Annotated in this window: 16 protein-coding genes; 6 read left to right on the forward strand and 10 right to left on the reverse strand. The window is 67.4% G+C overall.

The annotated features are described in order from the left end of the window. Window positions 1–129: 129 nt before the first annotated feature. Complete coding sequence (gene aceE / locus BLA15945_RS01810; protein ID WP_174991322.1) at window positions 130–2,814, forward strand: pyruvate dehydrogenase (acetyl-transferring), homodimeric type; 2,685 nt, start codon at window positions 130–132, stop codon at window positions 2,812–2,814. Between the two features lie 56 nt (window positions 2,815–2,870). On the opposite strand, the gene BLA15945_RS01815 is transcribed toward aceE, so the two are convergent. From BLA15945_RS01815 to BLA15945_RS01825, 3 genes are read right to left on the reverse strand one after another with little or no spacing between them, the layout of a single operon-like run. Then, window positions 2,871–4,382: an efflux transporter outer membrane subunit gene (locus BLA15945_RS01815; protein ID WP_174991323.1), complete on the reverse strand. Its 1,512-nt coding sequence runs from the start codon at window positions 4,380–4,382 to the stop codon at window positions 2,871–2,873. Continuing rightward, window positions 4,379–7,552 (reverse strand): efflux RND transporter permease subunit, encoded by a 3,174-nt coding sequence (locus BLA15945_RS01820; protein WP_174991324.1) that lies wholly within the window; start codon window positions 7,550–7,552, stop codon window positions 4,379–4,381. The genes BLA15945_RS01815 and BLA15945_RS01820 overlap by 4 nt, the downstream gene beginning before the upstream one ends. Before the next feature lie 13 nt (window positions 7,553–7,565). Then, on the reverse strand, window positions 7,566–8,768 hold the full coding sequence (locus tag BLA15945_RS01825; protein ID WP_059239959.1) for an efflux RND transporter periplasmic adaptor subunit: 1,203 nt from the start codon (window positions 8,766–8,768) through the stop codon (window positions 7,566–7,568). Window positions 8,769–8,848: 80 nt separating this feature from the next. Between BLA15945_RS01825 and soxR the strand changes: the two genes are divergently transcribed. Continuing rightward, window positions 8,849–9,328 (forward strand): redox-sensitive transcriptional activator SoxR, encoded by a 480-nt coding sequence (soxR, locus tag BLA15945_RS01830; RefSeq protein WP_059239957.1) that lies wholly within the window; start codon window positions 8,849–8,851, stop codon window positions 9,326–9,328. 36 nt (window positions 9,329–9,364) lie between these two features. On the opposite strand, the gene BLA15945_RS01835 is transcribed toward soxR, so the two are convergent. Then, window positions 9,365–10,126, reverse strand: a complete 762-nt coding sequence (locus tag BLA15945_RS01835; protein ID WP_174991325.1) for an SDR family NAD(P)-dependent oxidoreductase — start codon at window positions 10,124–10,126, stop codon at window positions 9,365–9,367. A 108-nt stretch (window positions 10,127–10,234) separates the two neighbouring features. Between BLA15945_RS01835 and BLA15945_RS01840 the strand changes: the two genes are divergently transcribed. Then, window positions 10,235–11,146, forward strand: coding sequence for a LysR family transcriptional regulator (locus BLA15945_RS01840; protein WP_174991326.1), 912 nt, complete (start codon window positions 10,235–10,237; stop codon window positions 11,144–11,146). A 24-nt stretch (window positions 11,147–11,170) separates the two neighbouring features. On the opposite strand, the gene BLA15945_RS01845 is transcribed toward BLA15945_RS01840, so the two are convergent. Then, the gene (locus BLA15945_RS01845) at window positions 11,171–11,824 is read right to left on the reverse strand and encodes a TetR/AcrR family transcriptional regulator (RefSeq protein ID WP_174991327.1); all 654 of its coding nucleotides are present in this window, start codon (window positions 11,822–11,824) and stop codon (window positions 11,171–11,173) included. A 148-nt stretch (window positions 11,825–11,972) separates the two neighbouring features. Here BLA15945_RS01845 and BLA15945_RS01850 point away from each other — a divergent pair, with 148 nt between their 5' ends. Together BLA15945_RS01850 and BLA15945_RS01855 are read left to right on the forward strand one after the other, a co-directional pair. Beyond that, entirely contained in the window at window positions 11,973–13,265 is a 1,293-nt protein-coding gene (locus BLA15945_RS01850; protein WP_059239949.1) for an NAD(P)/FAD-dependent oxidoreductase, read from the forward strand. 44 nt (window positions 13,266–13,309) lie between these two features. Next, window positions 13,310–13,699 (forward strand): DUF3331 domain-containing protein, encoded by a 390-nt coding sequence (locus BLA15945_RS01855; protein ID WP_059239947.1) that lies wholly within the window; start codon window positions 13,310–13,312, stop codon window positions 13,697–13,699. Between the two features lie 2 nt (window positions 13,700–13,701). Here the strand turns inward: BLA15945_RS01855 and BLA15945_RS01860 are convergent, their stop codons facing one another. Beyond that, window positions 13,702–15,030, reverse strand: a complete 1,329-nt coding sequence (locus tag BLA15945_RS01860) for a dicarboxylate/amino acid:cation symporter (protein ID WP_059239945.1) — start codon at window positions 15,028–15,030, stop codon at window positions 13,702–13,704. Between the two features lie 184 nt (window positions 15,031–15,214). After that, window positions 15,215–16,966, reverse strand: coding sequence for a gamma-glutamyltransferase (gene ggt / locus BLA15945_RS01865; RefSeq protein WP_174991328.1), 1,752 nt, complete (start codon window positions 16,964–16,966; stop codon window positions 15,215–15,217). 363 nt (window positions 16,967–17,329) lie between these two features. Between ggt and BLA15945_RS01870 the strand changes: the two genes are divergently transcribed. Next, window positions 17,330–18,208: a MurR/RpiR family transcriptional regulator gene (locus BLA15945_RS01870; protein ID WP_174991329.1), complete on the forward strand. Its 879-nt coding sequence runs from the start codon at window positions 17,330–17,332 to the stop codon at window positions 18,206–18,208. Window positions 18,209–18,235: 27 nt separating this feature from the next. On the opposite strand, the gene BLA15945_RS01875 is transcribed toward BLA15945_RS01870, so the two are convergent. The 3 genes from BLA15945_RS01875 to BLA15945_RS01885 all read right to left on the reverse strand — a co-directional run bounded on the left by BLA15945_RS01875 (window position 18,236) and on the right by BLA15945_RS01885 (window position 23,014). Further along, window positions 18,236–19,582: an ABC transporter ATP-binding protein gene (locus BLA15945_RS01875; protein WP_174991330.1), complete on the reverse strand. Its 1,347-nt coding sequence runs from the start codon at window positions 19,580–19,582 to the stop codon at window positions 18,236–18,238. A gap of 11 nt (window positions 19,583–19,593) precedes the next feature. Next, entirely contained in the window at window positions 19,594–21,345 is a 1,752-nt protein-coding gene (locus BLA15945_RS01880) for an ABC transporter permease (RefSeq protein ID WP_059239926.1), read from the reverse strand. Window positions 21,346–21,424: 79 nt separating this feature from the next. Beyond that, complete coding sequence (locus BLA15945_RS01885; RefSeq protein ID WP_174991331.1) at window positions 21,425–23,014, reverse strand: inorganic phosphate transporter; 1,590 nt, start codon at window positions 23,012–23,014, stop codon at window positions 21,425–21,427. Window positions 23,015–23,067: the final 53 nt, after the last annotated feature.

Raw genomic sequence — 23,067 nt, forward strand, 5'->3', positions numbered from 1 at the left:
CTCGATAACAATGGCCTTCATACGATTGCAATTGCAATCATTTTCGCCCGCCGATCGGCGGGCGTTCCGTCGCGCGACGCGGCGCCACGACCGTCGCCCCGCGCAGCCTGATGCTTCTGGAGACACTGCATGACCGCACCTCTCGCGTTACCCGACATCGATCCGCAGGAAACCCGCGAATGGCTCGATGCGCTCGAATCCGTGATCGCACTCGAAGGCCGCCCGCGCGCGCACTACCTGCTCGACCAGCTCGCCGATCTTGACGCGGCCCGCCACGGCGACCTGCATGGCCGCGTGACGACCGCCTACGTGAACTCCGTGCCGCGTGAACGGCAGCCGGCCTACCCGGGCGATCTCGCGCTCGAGCGCCGCCTGAACGCGATGATCCGCTGGAACGCGATGGTGATGGTGCTGCGCGCCGGCCGGCATTCGAACGTCGGCGGCCACATCGCGACCTACCAGTCGGCCGCGGTGCTGTACGACGTCGGCTTCGACCACTTCTTTCGCGGCCGCACCGATACGTTCGACGGCGACATGGTCTACATCCAGGGGCATTCGGCGCCCGGCATCTACGGCCGCGCGTATCTGGAAGGCCGCATCACGGATGCGCAGCTCGACAATTTCCGCCGGGAAACCGGCCGTGAAGCAGGGCGCGACGGGCTGTCGTCGTATCCGCATCCGCGCCTGATGCCGGAGTTCTGGCAATTCCCGACCGTGTCGATGGGGCTCGGCCCGCTCACGGCCGCCTATCAGGCGCGCTTCATGCGCTACCTCGAGTACCGCGGGCTGAAAGCGCATCAGGGCCGCAAGGTGTGGGCGTTTCTCGGCGACGGCGAAATGGACCAGCCCGAATCGCTCGCGGCCATCTCGCTCGCCGGGCGCGAACGGCTCGACAACCTGATCTTCGTCGTCAACTGCAACCTGCAGCGTCTCGACGGCCCCGTGCGCGGCAACGGCAAGGTCATCCAGGAACTCGAAGGCACGTTCCGCGCGGCCGGCTGGAACGTCGTCAAGGTGATCTGGGGCGGCGGCTGGGATCGCCTGCTCGAACGCGACACGACCGGCCTGCTGCGCCAGCGCATGATGGAGTGCGTCGACGGCGACTACCAGACCTTCAAGTCGCAAAGCGGCGCGTACGTGCGCGAGCACTTCTTCGGCAAGTATCCGGAACTGCTCAAGCTCGTCGCCGACCTGTCCGACGACGACATCTGGAAACTGGCGCGCGGCGGTCACGATCCGGAGAAGGTCCACGCGGCCTATGCGCAGGCGATGCGCGCGGCCGGCCGGCCGACCGTCGTGCTCGCAAAGACCGTCAAGGGCTTCGGGATGGGCGAAGCCGGCGAAGGCCAGAACGTGAACCACCAGTTGAAGAAGATGAGCGCCGATGCGGTGCGCGCGTTCCGCGATCGCTTCGCGCTGCCGGTCAGCGACGCGCAGCTTGACGAACTGCCCTACCTGAAGCCGGAACCGGACAGCGCGGAAGCACGCTATTTCGCGGCACGCCGCGCGGCGCTCGGCGGCCACGTGCCGGCCCGCTTCAGCGCCGTGCAGCCGCTGCCGGTGCCACCGCTCGCCGCGTTCGACGCGCAATTGAAGGACACCGGCGAGCGCGGGCTGTCGACGACGATGGCGTTCGTGCGCATCCTCGGCACGCTGCTGAAGGATCCGCAGCTCGGCAAGCTCGTCGTGCCGATCGTGCCGGACGAATCGCGTACGTTCGGGATGGAGGGCCTGTTCCGCCAGATCGGCATCCACTCGCATCTCGGCCAGCTCTATACGCCGCAGGACGCAGGCCAGCTCAGCTACTACAAGGAAGCGAAGGACGGGCAGATCCTCCAGGAAGGGATCAACGAATCGGGCGCGATCGCGTCGTGGATCGCGGCCGGCACCGCGTACAGCAACCACGGGCTGCCGGCGATCCCGTTCTACATCTTCTATTCGATGTTCGGGCTGCAGCGCGTCGGCGATCTTGCCTGGGCGGCCGGCGACGCCCGCACGCGCGGCTTCCTGCTCGGCGCGACGTCGGGCCGCACGACGCTGATGGGCGAAGGGCTGCAGCACAACGACGGGCATAGCCAGGTGCTGTCGTCGGTGATTCCGAACTGCGTGTCGTACGACCCGACCTATGCATACGAACTCGCGGTGATCGTGCGCGACGGGCTGCGGCGGATGTTCGCGGAACAGGAGGACGTCTACTACTACATCACGCTGCTAAACGAGAACTACCCGCATCCGGCGCTGCCCGATCACGCGGAGGCCGGCATCCTGAAGGGGCTCTACCTGTTGCGCGAAAGCGCACCGCGCACCGCCGATGCACCGCACGTGCAGCTGATGGGCAGCGGCGCGATCCTGCGCGAAGTGATCGCCGCCAGCGACCTGCTCGCGCAGGACTTCGGCGTGTCGAGCGACGTCTGGAGCGCGACGAGCCTGACCGAGCTGCGCCGCGACGGGCTGGCCGCGGAGCGCTGGAACCTGCTGCATCCCGATCAGGCGCCGCGTGTGCCGTATGTGCAGCAATGCGTCGATGGCCGCACGGGGCCTGTCGTCGTCGCGACCGACTACATGAAGATCGTCGGCGACCAGATCCGCGCGTTCGTCGACGGCCGGCGCTTCGTGTCGCTCGGCACCGACGGCTTCGGCCGCTCGGATACGCGCGAGGCGCTACGCACGTTCTTCGAGGTCGACCGCCACTTCATCGCGATCGCGGCGTTGAAAGCGCTCGCCGACGATGGCGTGATCGAGCGCGCACGCGTCGGCGAGGCCATCCGGCGCTACGGCATCGACGTAGACAAGGTCGACCCGGCGACCGTGTGACCCTGCAGCGCGCGACAGACACGGCCCTGCCGGCCTGCCGCGCGCCGCTGCTCGCGCTACGGCTTCGACTGCGCAAGCGGGGCTTGTGCGCCCTGCCCGGTACCCGACGGCCAGCCGCCTGCGAGCGCCTTGTACAGCGCGACCGTCGAGGCCGCGCTGCGCATCCGCCCGTCGGCCGCCGCATCCTGCGCCTGCAGCAGCGTCCGTTGCGCATCGAGCACTTCGTAGTAGTCGATCGCACCGGCCGAGAAGCGTGTCTGCGCGAGCTGTGCGGCGCGCGCGCTGTCGTCCGCCGCCCGCACGAGGTGCGCGGTCTCGTCACGCGTGCGGGCGGCACGCAGCAGCGCGTTCTCGGTTTCCTCCAGCGCGCCGAGCACGGTCTGCCGGTACTGCGCGAGCTGGCCGGCCGCTTCCGCGTCGCTCGCGGCGATCCGCGCACGCACGCGGCCGACGTCGAGGAACGACCAGTCGATGCCGAGCGCGATCAGGTTCGTATCGCTGCCCGCGCGGAAGAACCCGTAACTGCTCGTCGCACTGCCGAGCAGCCCCGACAGCGTGAAGCGCGGGAACAGGTCGGCCGTCGCGACGCCGACGCGCGCGGTCGCCGCGTGCAGCCGCGCCTCGGCCGCCGCGACATCGGGACGCCGGCGCAGCAGGTCGCCCGGCGTGCCGGGATCGATGTCGGCGTCCAGCGCCGGCAGCGGCGCCGATGTGCCGGGCGACGCGCCGGCTTTCGGCAGATCGAAGCGGCCAATCAGCGCATCCGGCGTCTGGCCGGTCAGCACCGCGAGCCGATGCTCGTCGACGCCGATCGCGGCTTCGTGCACGGCGATCCGCGACGTCGTCGATTCGTACTGCGCACGCGCACGCGCCGCGTCGAGTTCGGACCCTCTTCCCGCGCCGACGCGTGCATTGATCAGCGCGAGTGTCTGCTTCTGGTTGTCGGCGTTCTCGCGCGCGATCCGCAGCCGTTCCTGCGAGCCGCGCAGATCGACGTACGTGCTCGCCACCTCGCCCGCGATCGCAACGCGCACCGCGCGCACGTCGGCCGCGCTGGCCGCTGTTTCCGCACGCTGCGACTCGATCGAGCGCCGCACGCGGCCGAACAGGTCGAGTTCCCAGGCGGCATTGATCCCGACGTTCGACGTCGGCGTATTGCGCTGGCTGCGCGGCGCGCCGAACGCCTGGTCCTTGCTCATCAGCTGATGGCCGATCTGGCCGCTCGCGGTGATGGTCGGATAGCGGTCGAAGGTTGCCTGCGACAGCAACGCGTTCGACGCGTCGTAACGCGATACCGCGACCTGCAGGTCCTGGTTGGCCGCCAGCGCCGCGTCGATCAGCTGCGTCAGCGCCGGATCGCCGAAGCCGCGCCAGAACGTGGCATCGGCGGCGGCCGACGCATCGGGCGGCATCTCGGCCGGCGACGCGTCGCGCTGCGGCGCCGGATGGGCGTCACGCGCGAACCGCGCGGCCGTGGCCGTATCGGGCCGCTTGAAATCGGGGCCGACCGCGCACGCGGCGAGCGCCACCGACATCGCGAGCGCGGAAAGACGGAAAGCGGCGCTCATCGGTTTTCTCCTTCGAGGGTGCCGTGCTGTTCGCTCCAGACGGCCGGCGTGCCGCCCGCGAGCTTGCGGATCGCCACGTAGAACACGGGCGTCAGGAACAGCCCGAACACCGTGACGCCCAGCATCCCCGCGAACACGGTGATGCCGGTGGCCGCACGCACTTCGCTGCCCGCGCCGCTGCCGATCAGGAGCGGCACCGAGCCCGCGATGAACGCGACCGACGTCATCACGATCGGGCGCAGCCGCAGCTTGCACGCTTCGAGTGCCGCCTCGATCACGCCCTTGCCCTGGATTTCGAGCTCGCGCGCGAACTCGACGATCAGGATCGCGTTCTTGCACGCGAGCCCCATCAACACGACCAGGCCGACCTGCACGAACACGTTGTTGTCACCGCCGGACAGCCATACGCCGAATAGCGCCGCGCACATGCACACGGGCACGATCAGGATCACCGCGAGCGGCAGGGTCCAGCTCTCGTACAGCGATGCGAGCACGAGGAACACGAGCATCACGGCAAGCGGGAATACCACGATCGCCGCGTTGCTCTGCGTGACCTGCTGGTAGCTGAGGTCGGTCCATTCGAGTGTGATGCCCGGGGGCAGCACCTCCTTCGCGATCTGCTGGAGCTTCGCGATCGCCTGCGACGACGACATCACCTTCGGATCGGCGTCACCGATCAGGTCGGCGGCCGGATAGCCGTTGTAGCGCACGACCGGATCGGGACCGTACGCGGGCCCCACCGTCACCATCGAGCCGATCGGCACCATCTCGCCCCTGGCATTACGCGTGCGCAGGTTCGCGATGTCGGCGGCCGTCTGCCGGTGGCCGGCATCGGCCTGCGCCATCACGCGATACACGCGGCCGAACACGTTGAAGTCGTTCACGTACATCGAGCCGAGATACACCTGCAGCGTATTGAACAGGTCGGTCAGCGCGACGCCCTGCGCCTTCGCCTTCAGCCGGTCGACCTTCACCTCGAGTTGCGGGATGTTCGCCTGGTACGAGCTGACCGGATAGCTCATCCCCGGCGTCTTCGCGACGGCGGCCTGGAATGTCGTGAGCGCCTTTTGCAGTTCGCCGTAGCCGAGCCCGCCGCGATCCTCCAGGTACAGCGAGTAACCGGAACCGTTGCCGAGGCCCTGGATCGGCGGCGGCATCAGCGCATAGGTAATGCCGCCATTGATCGCCGCGAAGCGTGCGTTCAGGTCCGCGTTGATCTGCGCGGCGCTGCGGTGGCGCCGGTCGAACGGCTTCAGGATCACGTACGAGTTCGTGATGTTCGGCGTATTCACGCCCTGCAGCGCATTCAGCCCCGCGAATGCCGGCACCATCTCGACCCCGTCGGTGCCGAGCGCGATCTTCGTCATCTGCTCGGTCACCGCGCTGGTGCGCGCGAGCGACGCGCCTTCCGGCAGCTTCGCGCCCGCGAACAGGTACAGCTTGTCCTGCACGGGGATGAAGCCGCCCGGCACCGCGTTCAACAGCAGCGCGGTCGCCGCGAGCAGCGCCGCATAGACCGCGAACACCACGCCGCGCCGCTTCAGCGTGCGACCCACGACGCCGTGATAGCGGTCGGAGCTACGCTCGAAGAAGCGGTTGAACGGATGAAACAGCCAGCCGAATGCGCGGTCGAGCCCGCGCGTCAACGCATCCTTCGGGGCGCCGTGCGGACGCAGCAGCTTCGCGGCGAGCGCCGGCGACAACGTCAGCGAATTGATCGCGGAAATCACCGTCGAGATCGCGATCGTCACCGCGAACTGCTTGTAGAACTGGCCCGTGACGCCCGACATGAACGCCATCGGCACGAACACCGCACACAGCACGAGCGCGATCGCGACGATCGGCCCCGACACCTCGCGCATCGCCTGGTGCGCGGCATCGCGTGGGCTCAGCCCCTGCGCGATGTTGCGCTCGACGTTCTCGACGACGACGATCGCATCGTCGACGACGATCCCGATCGCGAGCACGAGCCCGAACAGCGTCAGCGTGTTGATCGAATAGCCGAGCAGGTAGAGCCACGCGAACGTACCGACGACCGACACCGGCACGGCGACCAGCGGAATGATCGATGCGCGCCACGTCTGCAGGAACAGGATCACGACGAGCACGACCAGCACGACGGCCTCGATCAGCGTGTGCTGCACCGCGCGGATCGACTCGCGCACGAACACCGTCGGGTCCCACACGGGGCGGTACGCGACGCCGGGCGGGAACCGCTTCGACAGCTCGTCGAGCTTCGCATACACGGCCTTCGCGACATCGAGCGCGTTCGCACCCGGCGACAGGAAGATGCCGACCACGGCCGAATGCTTGTCGTTGAAGTACGAGCGCAGCGTGTAGTCGCCCGCGCCGAGCTCGATGCGCGCGACGTCGGACAGCTTCACGACCTGGCCGTCGTCGCCGTTGCGCAACACGATGTCGCTGAACTCCTGCACCGTGCGCAGGCGGCCGCGCACGTTGATCGACACGAGGAAGTCGTTTTTCTTCGGCGACGGTTCCGCACCAAGCTGGCCCGCCGACACCTGCACGTTCTGCTCGCGCACGGCCGCGATCACGTCGCTCGCGGTCAGCCCGCGCGACGCCAGCCGGTTCGGGTCGAGCCACAGCCGCATCGCATAGTCGCCGGAGCCGTACACGCCGACGTCGCCGATGCCGGTGAGCCGCGACAGCTCGTCCTTCACGTGCAGCGTCAGGTAGTTGCGCAGGTACAGCGAATCGCGGCTGTTGTCCGGCGAATAGAGGCTCACGTACATCAGCGGCGTCGGCGACTGCTTCTGCGTGGTCACGCCGTACTGGCGCACCTCGTCGGGCAGGCGCGACAGCGCCTGGCTCACGCGGTTCTGCACGCGCACGGCGGCCGTGTCGGGATCGACACCCTGCAGGAACGTGACGACGACCTGCAGGCTGCCGTCCGACCCGGCGACCGACTTCATGTACATGATGCCTTCGACGCCGTTGATCGCCTCTTCCAGCGGTTCGGCGACCGATTCGGCGATTTCCTTCGGGTTCGCGCCCGGGTACGTCGCCCGCACGACCACGCTCGGCGGCACGACTTCCGGGTATTCGCCGGCCGGCAGCATCGGAATCGAGATCAGGCCGATCGCGAAGATGACGATCGACAGCACGACCGCAAAGATCGGCCGGTCGATGAAGAATCGGGAGAAATCCATTACCGTTCTCCCGTCATTGCGCGGCAGGCGCGCCGGCATCGGCCACGGCCTGCGTGCCGTTGCCGCCGCCCGCATCGGCGCGCGCGGGCAGCGCCTTCGGCTTCACCTGCGCACCCGGATAGTAGATCCGCTGCACGCCGTCGACGACCACGCGATCGCCCGCCTGCAGCCCCTTCTCGACGATCCGCTCGCCCTCCAGCTCGCGGCCGATCGTCACGTCGCGGCGCAGCGCCTTGTCGCCGGGGCCGATCACGTACACGTACTTGCGGTCCTGGTCGGTCAGCACGGCCTTGTCGTCGACGAGCAGCGCATCCTGGTCGCGGCCGCTGACGAGTTGCACGCGTGCATACAGGCCCGGCGTGAACGTATGGTCCGCATTGGGCAACCGCACGCGCGCGCGGATCGTGCCGGTTTGCGGGTCGAGCCGGTTGTCGAGGAAATCGACGGTGCCCGCATGCGGGAAGCCCGTTTCGTTCGCGAGGCCCACACGCACCGGATCGGCGCCGATCGCGCGATGCTTCGGATCGGCACGGCGCGCGTTGTAGCGCAGGTAGCTCTGTTCGTCGCAGTCGAAGTACACGTAGACCGGATCCTGCGACACGACGGTCGTCAGCAGCGTGTCGTCCGCGCGCGCGAGGTTGCCGACGGTCGCGACCGCGCGGCCGACGCGGCCCGCGATCGGCGCGCGCACTTCGGTGAAGCCGAGATTGAGCTTCGCATCGGCGACGGCCGCATCGGCCGCCTGCAGATCCGCACGCGCCTGTTCGGCGGTCGCGCGCGCATTGTCGAGTTCTTCCTGCGACGTCGCATGCGCATCGATCAGCGTCTGCACGCGCTTGAGCTGCACCTGGGCAAGGCTCGCGGCCGCGCGGGCGCGCTGCTGCTGCGCGTTGGCGCGGTCGAGCGCGATCCGGTATGGACGCGGGTCGATCTCGAACAGCAGCGCGCCCTGCGCGACGAGATCCCCCTCCTTGTAGGCGACACGCTGCAGATAGCCGCTGACGCGCGGCCGCAATTCGACCGCGTCGACCGCTTCGACACGCCCGTTGAACGCGTCCGCGAGGCGGACCGTGCGCGGCGCGACAGTCGCGACACCGACTTCGGGAAGGGGATGGGCCGACGACGTGTCTTTGCCGTCGTGACAGCCCGACAACGCCAGCAACAGTGCGCAGGCGGCGCCCAAAGGCGACGTCCTGCGTAGGGATAAGGAGAGCATGATGCCTCGCGACGGGTTAAACTGCCGCGTAGCATAAAAGTTGAAGTTAACTTCAAGTCAAGCTTTCCCCGGAGAACGTCATGGGTACCCCGGAAGAACCGAAATGGCCGCTGATGTCGATCCGCGAAGTGGCCGCGCGCAGCGGCGTGCCGGCGTCGACGCTGCGGTTCTACGAGACGCGCGGGCTCATCAAGTCGCACCGGAACGGCTCGAGCCATCGTCACTATTCGCGTGCGGTGCTGCGGCTGATCGCGTTCATCGTGTTCGCGCAGAAGATCGGCTATTCGCTCGACGAAATCGCCGAACAGCTCGTCAGCCTCCCCGAGGACACCGCGCCGAGCAACAAGGACTGGCAGCGGCTGTCGCGCGGCTGGAAGCAGCGCGTCGCGAACCGGATCGAGGAACTGCAGCGGCTCTACATCAACCTCGACGAATGCATCGGCTGCGGCTGCCTGTCGCTGAAGCGCTGCAAGCTGACCAATCCGGAAGACCGCGCGGGCCGCAACGGGCCCGGCGCGCGGCGCTGGCTCGGCGACAAACCACCGGCGGATCCCGAATGACGGACGCACCCGCGCCCGCCGCTCGCGCGGTGTACGTTACCCGACGCGCCAGCCGCCGTTCGCCGCGATCGTCGCGCCCGTGACGAACGACGCGCGCGGCCCGGCGAGCCACGCGACCGCATCGGCGATGTCGTCCGGCTGCCCGGCGCGGCCAACCGGCGTCTGCTCGCGGATCGTCGCCGCGATGGCCGGTGCAACGCCACCGTCGCCGAAGAAACGCGTATCGGCGATATAGCCGGGCGCGACCGTATTGACCGTCGCGCCGCGCGGCCCGAGCTCGCGCGCGAGCGCACCGGTGAACCCTTCGACGCCGGCCTTCGCGGCCGCATACGCGAGGCCGCCAGGCAACAGGCTGCCCGCGCGCGCCGCGATCGAACCGATGTTGACGATCCGCGCGGCGTGGTCGGCCAGGTGCGGCAGTACGGCCATCGTCGTCAGGAACAGGCTTTTCAGGTTCGCGTCGAGCACCGCGTCCCACACGGCCTCCGCTTCGCCCGCCTCCGTATCCGCGCCGACGCGGCCGGTCAGCCCCGCGTTGTTGACGAGCACGTCGATGCGCGGCCAGCGCGCGACGATGGCGGCCACCGCCGCTTGCGCGTCGCGCCTCACGCTCAAATCACCGGCCTGCCCGATTGCCGCACGGCCGAGCCGCGCGACGGCCGCCTCCAGCCGCGCCACGTCGCGCCCGACGATCGCGACCCGATACCCGTCCTGCACCAGCCTGCTCGCGATCGCGAAGCCGATCCCGCCCGACCCGCCCGTGACGATCGCCGTACGTTGCTGTTCGCTGCCCGTCATGACCTGCCCTCCTGACTATCGACGATGGATGACAAGGACATTCTGGGCAGCGCCGGGTGATAGGTAAAATACGAATTCAGTGATCCACTGATACATGGAAGGTATCGCATGATCGATCTGCGCCAGTTCAGGCAATTCATCGCCGTTGCCGAGACGCTCAGCTTCCGGCGTGCGGCCGAGCGGCTGCACATGGCACAGCCGCCGTTGAGCGCCGCGATCCGCAAGCTCGAAGACGCACTGGGCGTCGCGCTGCTCGAACGCGACAACCGCGGCTCGCGGCTCACGCCGGCCGGCGAAGCGTTCCTGCTCGAAGCGCGGCGCGCACTCGAACAGGCCGAACGCGCGGTGGCGGTGGCCCGCCGCGCGGGCGCCGGTCTCGGCGGCACGCTGCGGCTGCGCTTCGTCGACAGTACGGTCAACGCGCTGCTGCCGCTGATCCTGCGCGCCTTCCAGGAACGGCATCCGGGCGTCGATTTCCAGCTGGAAGAAGGCACGACCGCCGAACAGGTGCTCGCGCTGCGTCAGGACCGCACGGACGTCGGCCTCGTCGTCCTGCCGGTGGCCGATGCCGGCGACGTGCGCGTCGAGCCGCTGCTGCGCGACCGGATGGTGGCCGCGCTGCCCGCCGGCCACCGGCTCGCGCGCCGCAAGCGCATCGCGCTCGCCGAGCTGGCGGACGAGCCGTGGGTCATGTTTGCCGCGCACCACGGACCCGGCATGCATGCGCTGATCGCGACGGCCTGCGCACAGGCCGGGTTCGCGCCGCGGGTGGTGCAGCAGCCGCGCCAGATGCAAACGACGGCCGGGCTCGTCGCAGGCGGCATCGGCGTCGCGCTGATGCCGCGCCTGTTCGTGCCGATGCAGCCGCAAGGCATTACGTTCTGCGAACTGAAGGATGCGGGCAGCCCGCTTGCGTACGAGCTGGCGATCGCGTATCGCACGCCGTCGCCGCTCGTCGATGCGCTGCGCGAGACCGCGCGAAACGCGGTGCGCGAACTGGGGCTGGTTGCGGCGACGTGACCGCGCGCATCGCGCGCGCGGCGCTCAGTCGCCGATGAGGTTGAACGCGACCGCGAGCACGGCTTCCCGGAATGCATCCGGCCGCGTCGGCAGCGACGTGAACTCCAGCATCATGTGGCTGTACGACACCGTCGTGCCGACCGCGCTCGCGATCATGAAGAACAGCACGTTCGGATCGACCGGGCGGATCGCGCCGGCCTCGACCGCGTCCGCCAGCAGCGGAAACATCGCATCGTGATACGGGCGCACGATCCGCTCCTGCAGCCGGTCGAGCCGGCCGCCCTCCTCGGTCGCCGCCGTCGAGAAGAACATGCCGATGTCCGGCTCCGCAAACTCGTGATCGACGCACAGCTCGAGCGCGCGCCGCACGCGGTCGCGATGCGGCAGCGATGACGTGCGCAGTGCACGCAGCGCATCGAACAACGGTTCGGCCAGCTCGACGATCTGCTCGACGACAGCCAGCCACAACGTTTCCTTCGTACCGAAATGATGGGCGATCAATGCCGCGTCGATGCCCAGTTCGCGCGCGACTTCGCGCACGCTCGTCGCATCGTAGCCACGCTTCGCAAAGGTTCGGCGCGCGGCCCGCAATATCACGTCCGGACCGACGGACGCCTCCGCCAGCGGCCGCCCGCGCGTACGCCGCTTCGACGGCACGCGCTCAGTGACTTCAGCCACGTTTTCCTGCTCCCCTTGAATGGTTCGATTGCCCGTGTTCGGGCCCCGGTTTCATTTCCCCGGAATTGGATGGCCTGCCCTACTCCGTTGACACGCGGAGCCGGGAAGCGCTACGATCATACATTATTCATCACGTGATGATTTATCCATGACTACCCCTACACGCATCGTCATCGTCGGCGGCGGGATCGCCGGGTTGCAGCTCGCGACCCGCCTGGGCGAACGTCTCGGCCGGTCCGGGCGTGCGCAGGTCACCATCGTCGACCGCAGTCCGACCCATATCTGGAAGCCGATGCTGCACACGATCGCGGCCGGTACGCGCGACGTCCAGCAGCAGCAGGTGATCTTCCTCGCCCATGCCCGCGACCACGGCTACACGTACCAGCCGGGCGAACTGAAGGGGCTCGATCGCGCGCGCCGCCGCGTGCAGCTCGGCGAGATCCGCTCGCAGGCCGGCGACGTGGTGATCGACGCGCGTGAACTCGAATACGACGTGCTGATCCTCGCGCTCGGCAGCCAGGCCAACGATTTCGGCGTGCCGGGCGTGCGGGAGCACTGCTACTTCATCGACAGCCAGCAGCAAGCCGAGACCTTCAACGAAGCGTTGCGGATGCGCGTGTTCCGCAGCATCGCGCGCGACGAGCCGTTCCGCGTCGCAATCGTCGGTGCGGGCGCGACGGGCGTGGAGCTTGCGGCGGAGCTGAGCCGCCTGCTGGAAGTCGCGCAGGCCTATGGCGACGAGACGGTGCGCGAGCGGCTGCAGCTCACGCTGCTCGAAAGCGGCCCGCGCATCCTCGCCGCGTTTCCGCCAAGAATTTCGGCATCCGCGCAGCGGCGGCTCGAACAGATCGGTTTTCACGTGCTGACGTCGACGCGCGTGACGTCGGCCGATGCGAACGGCTTCCACTATGGCGACGGTTCGTTCGCCGCAGCGGACCTGATGGTCTGGGCGGCCGGCGTGAAGGCGCCCGATTTCATGCAGGCGCTTGGCGGGCTCGACACGAACCGCGCGAACCAGGTCGTCGTCGGGCCCACGCTGCAGGCAACGGGCGACGAACACATATTCGCGATCGGCGATTGCGCGAGCCTGCTGCCCGACGGCCAGGAACGGCCGTTGCCGCCCACCGCGCAGGTCGCGACGCAGCAGGCCGAGCATCTCGCGAAGCACCTGCCCGCGTGGCTCGACGGCACGCCGATCCCGCCGTTCGCGTTCCACGATTTCGGCGCGCTCGTGTCGATCAGCGATTACGACGCGTTCGGCACGCTCGGGCAGTTCGGGTTCTTCCGCGGCGGCTTCATCCAGGGGCGTTTCGCGCAGTTCAGCCACCTGATGCTCTACCGGCGGCACCAGCAGGCGCTGCACGGTTTTTCCAAGGCGACCCTGCTGTGGATCGCCGAGCGGATCAACGGCTGGGTGCAGCCGCGCATCCGCCTGTCGTGATGCCGCGCGTGGCGGCACCGCGTTACGTTTCGAGGAAAAGAAACATGAACAACCCTGCAGCGCCCTGGCTCATGACCGTCGCCGCGATCGGCAGTTTCGACATGCCGTCCGTCTCGTGGGGCCTCCCGCGGCGGCGCACCATCACGCGCGACCGGCTGCCGTCGTGGGACCCGACGAGCAAGCCGACCATCAGCGTGCTCGAGCGGCCCACGGCCGACACCGTGATGATTTCGTGGCGCGACGCGTGCACCGGGCATTACGGCTACCAGAAGTGGCGGCTGTTCACGACGCGCAAACGCGGCGTGTGCGCGCTGTCGGGGCGATCGATCGAGGCCGGCGACAGCGTCTATGCGCCGCAGCTGCTCGGCTCGACACCGGGCAACGCCGCCGCGATGGTGCTCGCGGCGTGCATCGACGAGGCCCTGGCGGCCTGACGTCAGGTCGACGTTGCCTGACCGGCGCCATAGGCCGGATCGCTGTTCTGCCGTTCGAGTTCGGCGTCGAGATGCGCGGCATGCGCCTGCGCTTCGGACTCCGACATCAGCTCGCCTTCCCACTTCGCGACCACCGCGCTGGCAATCGAATTGCCGACCGCGTTCGTGGCCGAGCGGCCCATGTCGAGGAACGTGTCGACACCGAGGATCAGCAGCAGCCCGGCCTCCGGGATGTTGAACTGGTGCAGCGTCGCGGCGATCACGACGAGCGATGCGCGCGGCACGCCGGCCATCCCCTTCGACGTCAGCATCAGGATCAGCAGCATCGTGACCTGCGTGCCGAGCGACAGGTGGATGTTGTAGGCCTGCGCGATGAACAGCGACGCGAACGTGCAGTACATCATCGAGCCGTCGAGGTTGAACGAATAACCCATCGGCATCACGAAGCTCGAAATCTTGCGGCGCACGCCGAAACGGTCGAGTGCATCGAGGATCTTCGGGTACGCGGCTTCCGAGCTCGCGGTCGCGAACGACAGCATGAACGCTTCCTTGATCAGCACCAGCAGCTTGAACACGCGGCGGCCGAGGAACAGCAGCCCGGCGGCGACGAGCGTGGCCCACAGCAGCACGAGGCTCACGTAGAAGTCGCCCATGAACACCGCGAACTTCAGCAGGATCGACAACCCGTTGATCGCGACGGTCGACGCCATCGCAGCCATCACCGCGAGCGGTGCGAGCTTCATCACGTAACCGGTGATCTTCAGCATCACGTGCGCGAGCTGGTCGATCGCGGCCACGAGGATCTTGCCGCGCTCGCCGAGCGCCGACAGCGCGACGCCGAAGAACATCGAGAACACGACGATCTGCAGGATCTCGTTGTTCGTCATCGCCTCGGCGAACGATTTCGGCACCATGTGGCCGACGAAATCCTTCAGCGTGAACTTGGATGTCGCGAGATGCGCGGACGCGCCGATGTCCGGCAACGGCAGGCCGAGATTCTCGCCCGGTCGCAGCACATTCGCCATCAGCAGCCCGAGCAGCAGCGAGATCAGCGATGCGGTGACGAACCAGCCGAGCGCCTTCACGAACACGCGCCCGACCGACGACGCATCACCCATGTGCGCAATGCCGACGACGAGTGTCGAGAACACCAGCGGGCCGATCACCATCTTGATCAGCCGCAGGAACACGTCGGACACGAGCGAGATGTAGCCGGCGATTTCCGCGGCCGACTGCTTGTCCGGGAACTGCGTGAAGATCAGGTAGCCGATGAGGATGCCGGCCGCCATCGCGAGCAGGATCCAGCCTGCCGCAGACATTCGTTTGTTCATAACGGGATTCGCCGCACGGTGAAGGGGTTGACGGGTGAGAGGCGCGCGCCCCGTGCCGTGCCGCGGCACGCGCGTGGCAAGCCGGTCAGGCTTGCGGATGTCCGCGAACGGACGCGCTGCCGCCGCAGCGGCATTCGCGGGAAGGCGAACGCCGGCGGCAGCGGTTCGGCATGAAACGATCCGGTCAGTAGCCGATCGCCGAGCCGGCCGGACGGCGCGGGTCGTTGTAGCCGTAGATGAAGCCGGCACGCACGTTGCCGGACACCGACGAATCGTTGCCGGAACTCTGGCGGCTCGCCGCTTCGGTGCCCGGCAGGCCGACCATGATCAGCTCGGCGGCGCCCCACGGCGTCTGCTCGACCATCTTGTAGCCCATGTTGCGCAGGATCGCGAGCGTGTCGGGCGACAGGCCGTAGGTTTCGTAATAGACCTCGTCAGGCAGCCACTGGTGATGGATGCGCGGCGCGGCGACCGCGTCCTGCGGCGTCATCCCGTAGTCGATCACGTTCAGCACGGTCTGCAGCGTGATCGTGATGATGCGCGAGCCGCCCGGCGAACCGACCACCATGAACACCTTGCCGCCCTTCTTCACGATGGTCGGTGCCATCGACGACAGCGGACGCTTGCCCGGCGCGATCGAGTTGCGCGTGCCCTGCACGAGGCCGAACATGTTCTGCGCGCCGACCTTCACGGTGAAGTCGTCCATCTCGTCGTTCAGGAAGAAGCCCGTGCCCGGCGCGATGACCACGGCGCCGAAGCGGCCGTTGACCGTATAGGTCGTCGACACCGCGTTGCCGTCGTGGTCGATGATCGAGTAATGCGTCGTTTCCGGTTTCTCGTGCACGCCGACACCGGGCTGCACGTCGACCGACGGCGTCGCCGTATCGGCATGGATGCTCTTGCGGATCTGCGCCGCGTATTCCTTGCTCGTCAGCTTCGCGACCGGGTTGTCGATGAAGTTCGGATCGCCCAGCAGCGTGTTGCGGTCTTCATACGCGTGACGCATCGCTTCGGTCATGTAGTGAACCGAAGCGGCCGAGTGGTAGCCGAGCTTGCGCAGGTCATACCCTTCGAGGATGTTCAGCGTCTCGCACATCGTCACGCCGCCGGAGCTCGGCGGCGGCGCCGACACGAACTCGTAGCCGCGATACGTGCACGTCAGCGGCGCCATGTCCTGCGCGCGGTAGGACGCGAAATCGGCCGCCGTGATCACGCCGCCGCCGCGCTTGGCCGCTGCTTCGACGATCTTCGGGATCTCGCCGTGATAGAACGCGTCGGGCCCCTGCTCCGCGATGCGCTCGAGCGTGCGCGCCAGGTCCTTCTGCACCAGGCGGTCGCCCGGCTGCAACGCCGTGCCGTCCGGGCGCAGGAAGATGCGCGCGGCTTCCGGATCCTTCTTGAAGCGTTCGACCGTGGTGTCGAGGATGTCCGTATCGCCGCGCGTCAGCACGAAGCCGTCGCGCGCGAGCCGGATCGCCGGCGCCATCACCTGCTTGCGGGTCAGCTTCCCGTACTTGCGTTGCGCGAGATCGAGGCCGGCCACCGTGCCCGGCACGCCGACCGCGCGATAACCGTACAGGCTCTGGTCCGGGATGACGTTGCCTGCCGCATCGAGGTACATGTTCGCGGAAGCCGCGGCCGGCGCAGTCTCGCGGAAATTGATGAAGCGGTCGCGGCCGTCGGCCAGGTGGAGGGTCATGAACCCGCCGCCGCCGATGTTGCCGCAGCACGAATTGGTCACGGCCTGCGCATAGCCGACCGCCACCGCCGCGTCCACTGCGTTGCCGCCTTCCTTCAGGATGTCGACGCCGATCTGCGACGCGAAGTGCTGCGACGACACGACCATGCCGTTCTTCGCCTCGACCGCCGGGTCCGATGCGGCGAACGCGCACGCGCTCATGGCCGACAACAGGGTGAGTACTACGAGCCGCCTCATGACGGAATCCTCCAGACAAATAAACCGGGCCGTGCCGGGATGCGCCGCTGCACGACGGCATGGCGGCGCCGCCAATCCGAAATGTAATAAACAATACATCTCGACGAGGCCGCGATCATAGCACTCGCTTTTTTGCATCAAAACCTAGGGTTATTACTGAATATAAAACGAATGCACGTAAAAACGGTTCTGCTCGAATGTTTGTTTCATTACATTCATGAGTGAGCCGATTGGCCGTGCGATGCGGCCCTCTAATATCGGGACGTACGCGGCCCGCCGCCCGTCGATCGGCTAACATGCGTGGAGTCGCCGGCAGACCTGGGTCTGCCGTTTGTCATACAGATAAGAGAGCTGGAGTGCCCGATGGGGACGAGCATCAGGGCGTTGCTGTTATCCCAGATGGATAGCTTCACGCCGTCGGAACAGAAGGTTGCGCAGGCGTTGCTGGATCGCTATCCCAGTCTCGGGCTGGGGCCCATCGCGCAGTTTGCGAAGCAGGCGGAAGTCAGCGACCCGACCGTGTTCCGCTTCGTCGTCCGGATCGGTTTTCCGAACTACTCGTCGTTCCAGCAGGCGCTGCACGACGAGATCGACACGGCGATGAATTCGCCGCTCGCGCGGATGGATGCGTTCCACTCGGAAACGGGCATGCGCGACAGCCATGCGGCGATTTTCCAGCGGCTGTCCGAGTCGCTCGCGACCACGATCGAAGGGCTCGACGCGGCCGCGTTCGACGCGGCGGTGGCGCTGCTGGCCGATCCGGACGTGCGCGTCTTCTGCGGCGGCGGACGCTACACCGCGCCGCTCGCGTCGCTGTTTTCTTTCACGCTGGCCTATGCGCGGCCGCATGTCCACTCCGTCGAGCCGAACGTGAATCTCGCGTCTGTCGCACTGGCCGACATGGGGCGCGGCGACGTGCTGGTGATCTTCGACTTTCGCCGCTACCAGAAGGACAGCATCCGCTTCGCGCAGGCCGCGCACCGGCTCGGCACGCGGATCCTGCTGATCACCGACGAATGGCGATCGCCGATCGGCGCGTTTGCGGAAATCGTGCTGCGGATCCAGGGGCGCCCGTTCGCGATGCTGCAGACCAACGTGCCGGCGCTGGCGCTTGCCGAAGCGCTGGTGATCGGCGTGACGAACCGGCTGCCGGAACTCGCGCGGCAGCGGATGGAGAAGATCGAGCAGCTCAATACGGGCGGGATCGAGCAGGACACGAATCAGCGGGACTTGCCCGAATGACGATCGCTCGCCGTCCAGGCGCAGGCGTCAGCTCTCGACATCCTCGAGACTGAACACTTCCGTCTTGTCGTTGTACGAGAAGACTTCGCCGTAACGGCCCCAGTCGATCACCGCGTCGAGCGTTTCCTCGGCCGCTTCGTCCGACAGGAAATCCTCCAGCTCCTGCTCGAAGCGCACGCGCGGCGCGCGGTGGCCCGGGCGCTCGTTGAGCACCTTCCGGATCCGCGCAGCGAGCGGCACGTGCTTCAGCAGATGATCGGCGAACATCAGCTTGCGCTCCTGCGTGCCGAATTCCGCGAACACGCGGGCCGGCGGCGTCAGGAACACGTCGCCTTCGCGCACGTCCGCGAAGCCGAGGTACTGCAGCACTTCGGCGATCGGGAACAGTTCGTCGACCTCCAGATGCAGCGTGCGCGCGATTTCCGGCATGTCCGCGCGGCCGTGGTACGGCGCCATCGCGAGCGTCTCGATCAGGCCCGCCATCAGGTTGGTCGACACGCGCGGCATCCAGCTGCCGAGTTCGAGCCCCTTCTTCGTCGCCTCGTTGGTCTGGCGGGCCGTCATCTTCGCGTAGATGTCGTCGACGAGCTTGCGGAAATCGGTGTCGAGCCGGTTGCGCGGATGCTTGAACGGCACCTTGATCTCGGCGATCACGCGGCCCGGGTTCGACGACAGCACGAGGATCCGGTCGCACATGAACACGGCTTCCTCGATGTTGTGCGTGACGATCAGCACCGACTTGATCGGCATGCGGCCCTGCGTCCACAGGTCGAGCAGATCGGTACGCAGCGTCTCGGCCGTCAGCACGTCGAGCGCCGAGAACGGCTCGTCCATCAGCAGGATCGTCGGATCGACGACGAGCGCACGCGCAAAGCCCACGCGCTGGCGCATGCCGCCCGACAGCTCGCGCGGGTACGCGTTCTCGAAGCCGTCGAGACCGATCAGGTCGATCGCGGCCAGCGCGCGTTCGCGCCGCTCGCGCGCGCCGACGCCGAGCGCTTCGAGGCCGGCTTCCACGTTCTGCAGCACCGTGAGCCACGGGAACAGCGCGAAGGTCTGGAACACCATCGCGACGCCGTCGGCCGGGCCATCCAGCGGCTTGCCGAGGTAGGTCACTTCGCCGCCGGTCGGTTCGATCAGCCCGGCGATGATTCGCAGCAGCGTCGACTTGCCCGAGCCGGAACGGCCGAGCAGCCCGACGATTTCGCCTTCGCGCAGCGACAGGTTCGCGTCGTCGAGCACGAGCAGTTCGCCCTGCGACTTGTTGAAGCCGCGGTTCACGTGCTCGACGCGCAGGATTTCTTCGCCGAGGCGCGGCGGCTGCAGCGGCTGGGACGTCTTGACGGGGGCGTTGATAACGGTCGAATTTTGCATCGCGCTTACTCTCAATCGAGCCGGAGCCGGGATTCCGCATAGGCGTACATCGGACGCCACAGCAGACGGTTGAACAGGGTGACGAACAGGGACATCACGGCGATGCCCAGGATGATCTTCGGGAAATCGCCGGCGGCGGTCGTCTGCGCGATGTACGCGCCGAGGCCGTGCGCGACGACCTTCGTGTCGCCCCACTGCACGAACTCGGACACGATGCTCGCGTTCCACGCGCCGCCCGATGCGGTAATGGCGCCCGTCACGTAGTACGGGAAGATGCCGGGCAGGATCGCCTGCCGCCACCACTGCCAGCCGCGAATCCGGAAATTCTTCGTGGCTTCCTTGTAGTCGTTCGGATAGGACATCGCACCCGCGATCACGTTGAACAGGATGTACCACTGCGTGCCGAGCACGATCAGCGGCGACAGCCAGATGTCGGCGTTCAGGTGGAAGTGGACGATCACGATCACGAACACCGGGAACAGCAGGTTCGCGGGGAACGCGGCGAGGAACTGCGCGAGCGGCTGGACCTTCTCGGCCAGCTTCGGACGCAACCCGATCAGCACGCCGAGCGGCACCCAGATCACGGACGCGATCGCGATCAGCACCAGCACGCGCAGCAGCGTGATGAGCCCGAGCACGAGCACGTGGCCGACCTCGCCCATCGTCACGCCGGTCGCGACGAAGCTGACGACGCGCCACACGACGTACACCGTCAGCAGGATCACGAATGCGCCCCATACGATGTCGCCGACGCGCGACGAACGGCGTGACGTCGCGCCGCGCGAGCGCGTGCCCTTCAGCGCCGGCAGGCGCAGCGGAATCCGCGCGGCCTGCGACAGCAGCCAGCCCGCCGGCACGAGCAGCTGATGAATCAGGTGCGTGCGGCGCATCATGTCGAGCAGCCAGGATTGCGGCGCATCGCCCGACGCGGTGTTTTCCATCCGGAACTTGTCGGCCCATGCGACGAGCGGGCGGAACAGGAACTGGTCGTACGCCAGGATCACGACCGACATCGCGACGATCACCCAGCCGACCGCGCCGAGGTTCTTGTCCGAGATCGCCTGCGCGAGATACGCGCCGATGCCCGGCAGCGTGATGGTCTGGTTGCCGACGGTGATCGCCTCCGACGCGACGACGAAGAACCAGCCGCCCGACATCGACATCATCATGTTCCAGATCAGGCCCGGCATCGAAAACGGCACTTCGAGCTTCCAGAAGCGCTGCCACGGCGTCAGGTGAAAGCCACGCGACACTTCGCTCAGGTCGCGCGGCACCGTGCGCAGCGACTGGTAGAAGCTGAACGTCATGTTCCACGCCTGGCTCGTGAAGATCGCGAAGATCGCCGCCAGCTCCGCACCGAGCACGCGGCCCGGGAACAGCGCGAGAAAGAACGTGACGGTAAACGAGATGTAGCCGAGCACCGGCACCGACTGCAGGATGTCGAGGATCGGGATCAGCACCATGCCCGCGCGGCGGCTCTTGGCCGCGAGCGTGCCGTAGACGAGCGTGAACGCGAGCGACGCGACCATCGCGGCGAGCATCCGCAGCGTGGTGCGCAACGCGTATTCGGGCAGGTTCGACGGATCGAGCGAGATCTTCTGCGTCTGCAGCACGCCGATCGGCGCCATCGTCTGGTGAAAGCCGACGATCGCCATTGCAAGCAGGCAGATGATCAGCGGAAACGCGACGGCATCCCAGCGGTTGGGCAGCACGCGCCACGCCGAGGCGTTCGCGGTGCGGTTCGGATCGAAACTGATATCCATCGGTAGCGTCTTGTGTTGAATTGAAAATCGATGGGGCCGACCGCTTGTCTCGCGGCCGGGCGTCGCACCCCGGCGCGAATCAGAACAGCCTGTGCAGCACCCAGTACAACGTAGCCGACAGCGCGATCGATGCGGGCAGCGTGAGCACCCACGCGAGCACGAGGTTGCGTACCGTATCCCAGCGCAGGCCCGCGCCGCTCGCCGTCATCGTGCCGGCCACGCCCGATGCGAGCACGTGCGTCGTCGATACCGGCAGCCCGTACGCGTCGGCCATCCCGATCGTCAGCATCGCGACGGCTTCGGCCGATGCGCCCTGCCCGTACGTGAGATGCGACTTGCCGATCTTCTCGCCGACCGTCACGACGATCCGCTTCCAGCCGACCATCGTGCCGAGGCCGAGCGCAATCGCGACCGCGACCTTCACCCACGTCGGGATGAATTTCGTTGCGCGGTCCATCTGCTGCCGGAACGCTTCGAGCGCGCTCGCGTCCTCGACCGGGAACGCCGGCGCCTTCGCTTTCTCCATCAGGCGGATCGCCTCGGACGCGACGTACATGTTGTTGCGCACGTTGTCGACGAGGTTCTGCGGCACGCTCGAAATGCCGCCTGCTTGCGCGACCTGGTCGGCGATCGTGTCGGTGAGCTTGCCGAGCGCGGGAATCGTCGCGGGCGTCAGCTTGTGCGTGCGCACGTACGCCTCGACATCGGCACGCGGGTGGGCGGACTGCACGGCCGGGTCCGCGTACTTGACCAGCGTCGTCGACGCGTGGCGCGCAACCGCGACGAACGTGCTCGTCTGGTCCGGCGTCACGGCCTTGTTCAGCGCGTAGGCGGTCGGCATCACGCCGATCAGGATCAGCATGATCAGGCCCATGCCCTTCTGACCGTCGTTCGAGCCGTGCGCGAACGACACGCCCGTGCAGGTCAGGATCAGCAGCAGGCGAATCCAGAACGGCGGCGGCTGGTTGCCCTTCGGCCCCTGGTACAGCGCCGGCACGCGCACGAGCGCCTTCAGCAACAGCAAGACGAGCGCGGACAGCACGAAGCCGATCAGCGGCGAGAACAGCAGCGCCTTGCCGACGCCGAGCGCCTGGTTCCAGTCGACGCCGCTCGTGCCCGACGGGCCGCTGACGATCTGGTTCATCAGGCCGACGCCGATGATCGAGCCGACGAGCGTGTGCGAGCTCGACGACGGCAGGCCGAAATACCAGGTCGCGAGGTTCCACGTGACGGCCGCGATCAGCAGCGCGAACACCATCGCGAAGCCCGAGCCGCTGCCGACCTGCAGGATCAGCTCGACCGGCAGCAACTGCAGGATGCCGAACGCGACGGCGCCGCTCGACACGAGTACGCCGAACAGGTTCCAGAGGCCCGACCAGACGACCGCGAGGTGCGGGTCGAGCGAATGCGTATAGATGACGGTCGCGACCGCGTTCGCGGTGTCGTGAAAGCCGTTCACGAATTCGAAGCCGAGCGCGATCAGCAGCGCGACGATCAGCAGCAGAAACGGGAGGGCCGAGCTTTCCTTGACGGGGCCGAGATCGGCACCGAGATGAATGCCGACATAGACGATGCCGCAGGCAATGATCAGAAAGAACAGCGCGAGGCTGACGGTGCGCGTGCGATGACTGGCCGCACCGCTGGTTTCCGTTGCCGCGGGATTCGGCATGAAGGGGCTCCGGAGAGGTGATTCGGAGTGGCAGGCTATCGGGCGGTCGTGAC

Origin of the sequence: Burkholderia arboris (assembly GCF_902499125.1) — a bacterium.
GTDB classification, from domain to species: domain Bacteria; phylum Pseudomonadota; class Gammaproteobacteria; order Burkholderiales; family Burkholderiaceae; genus Burkholderia; species Burkholderia arboris.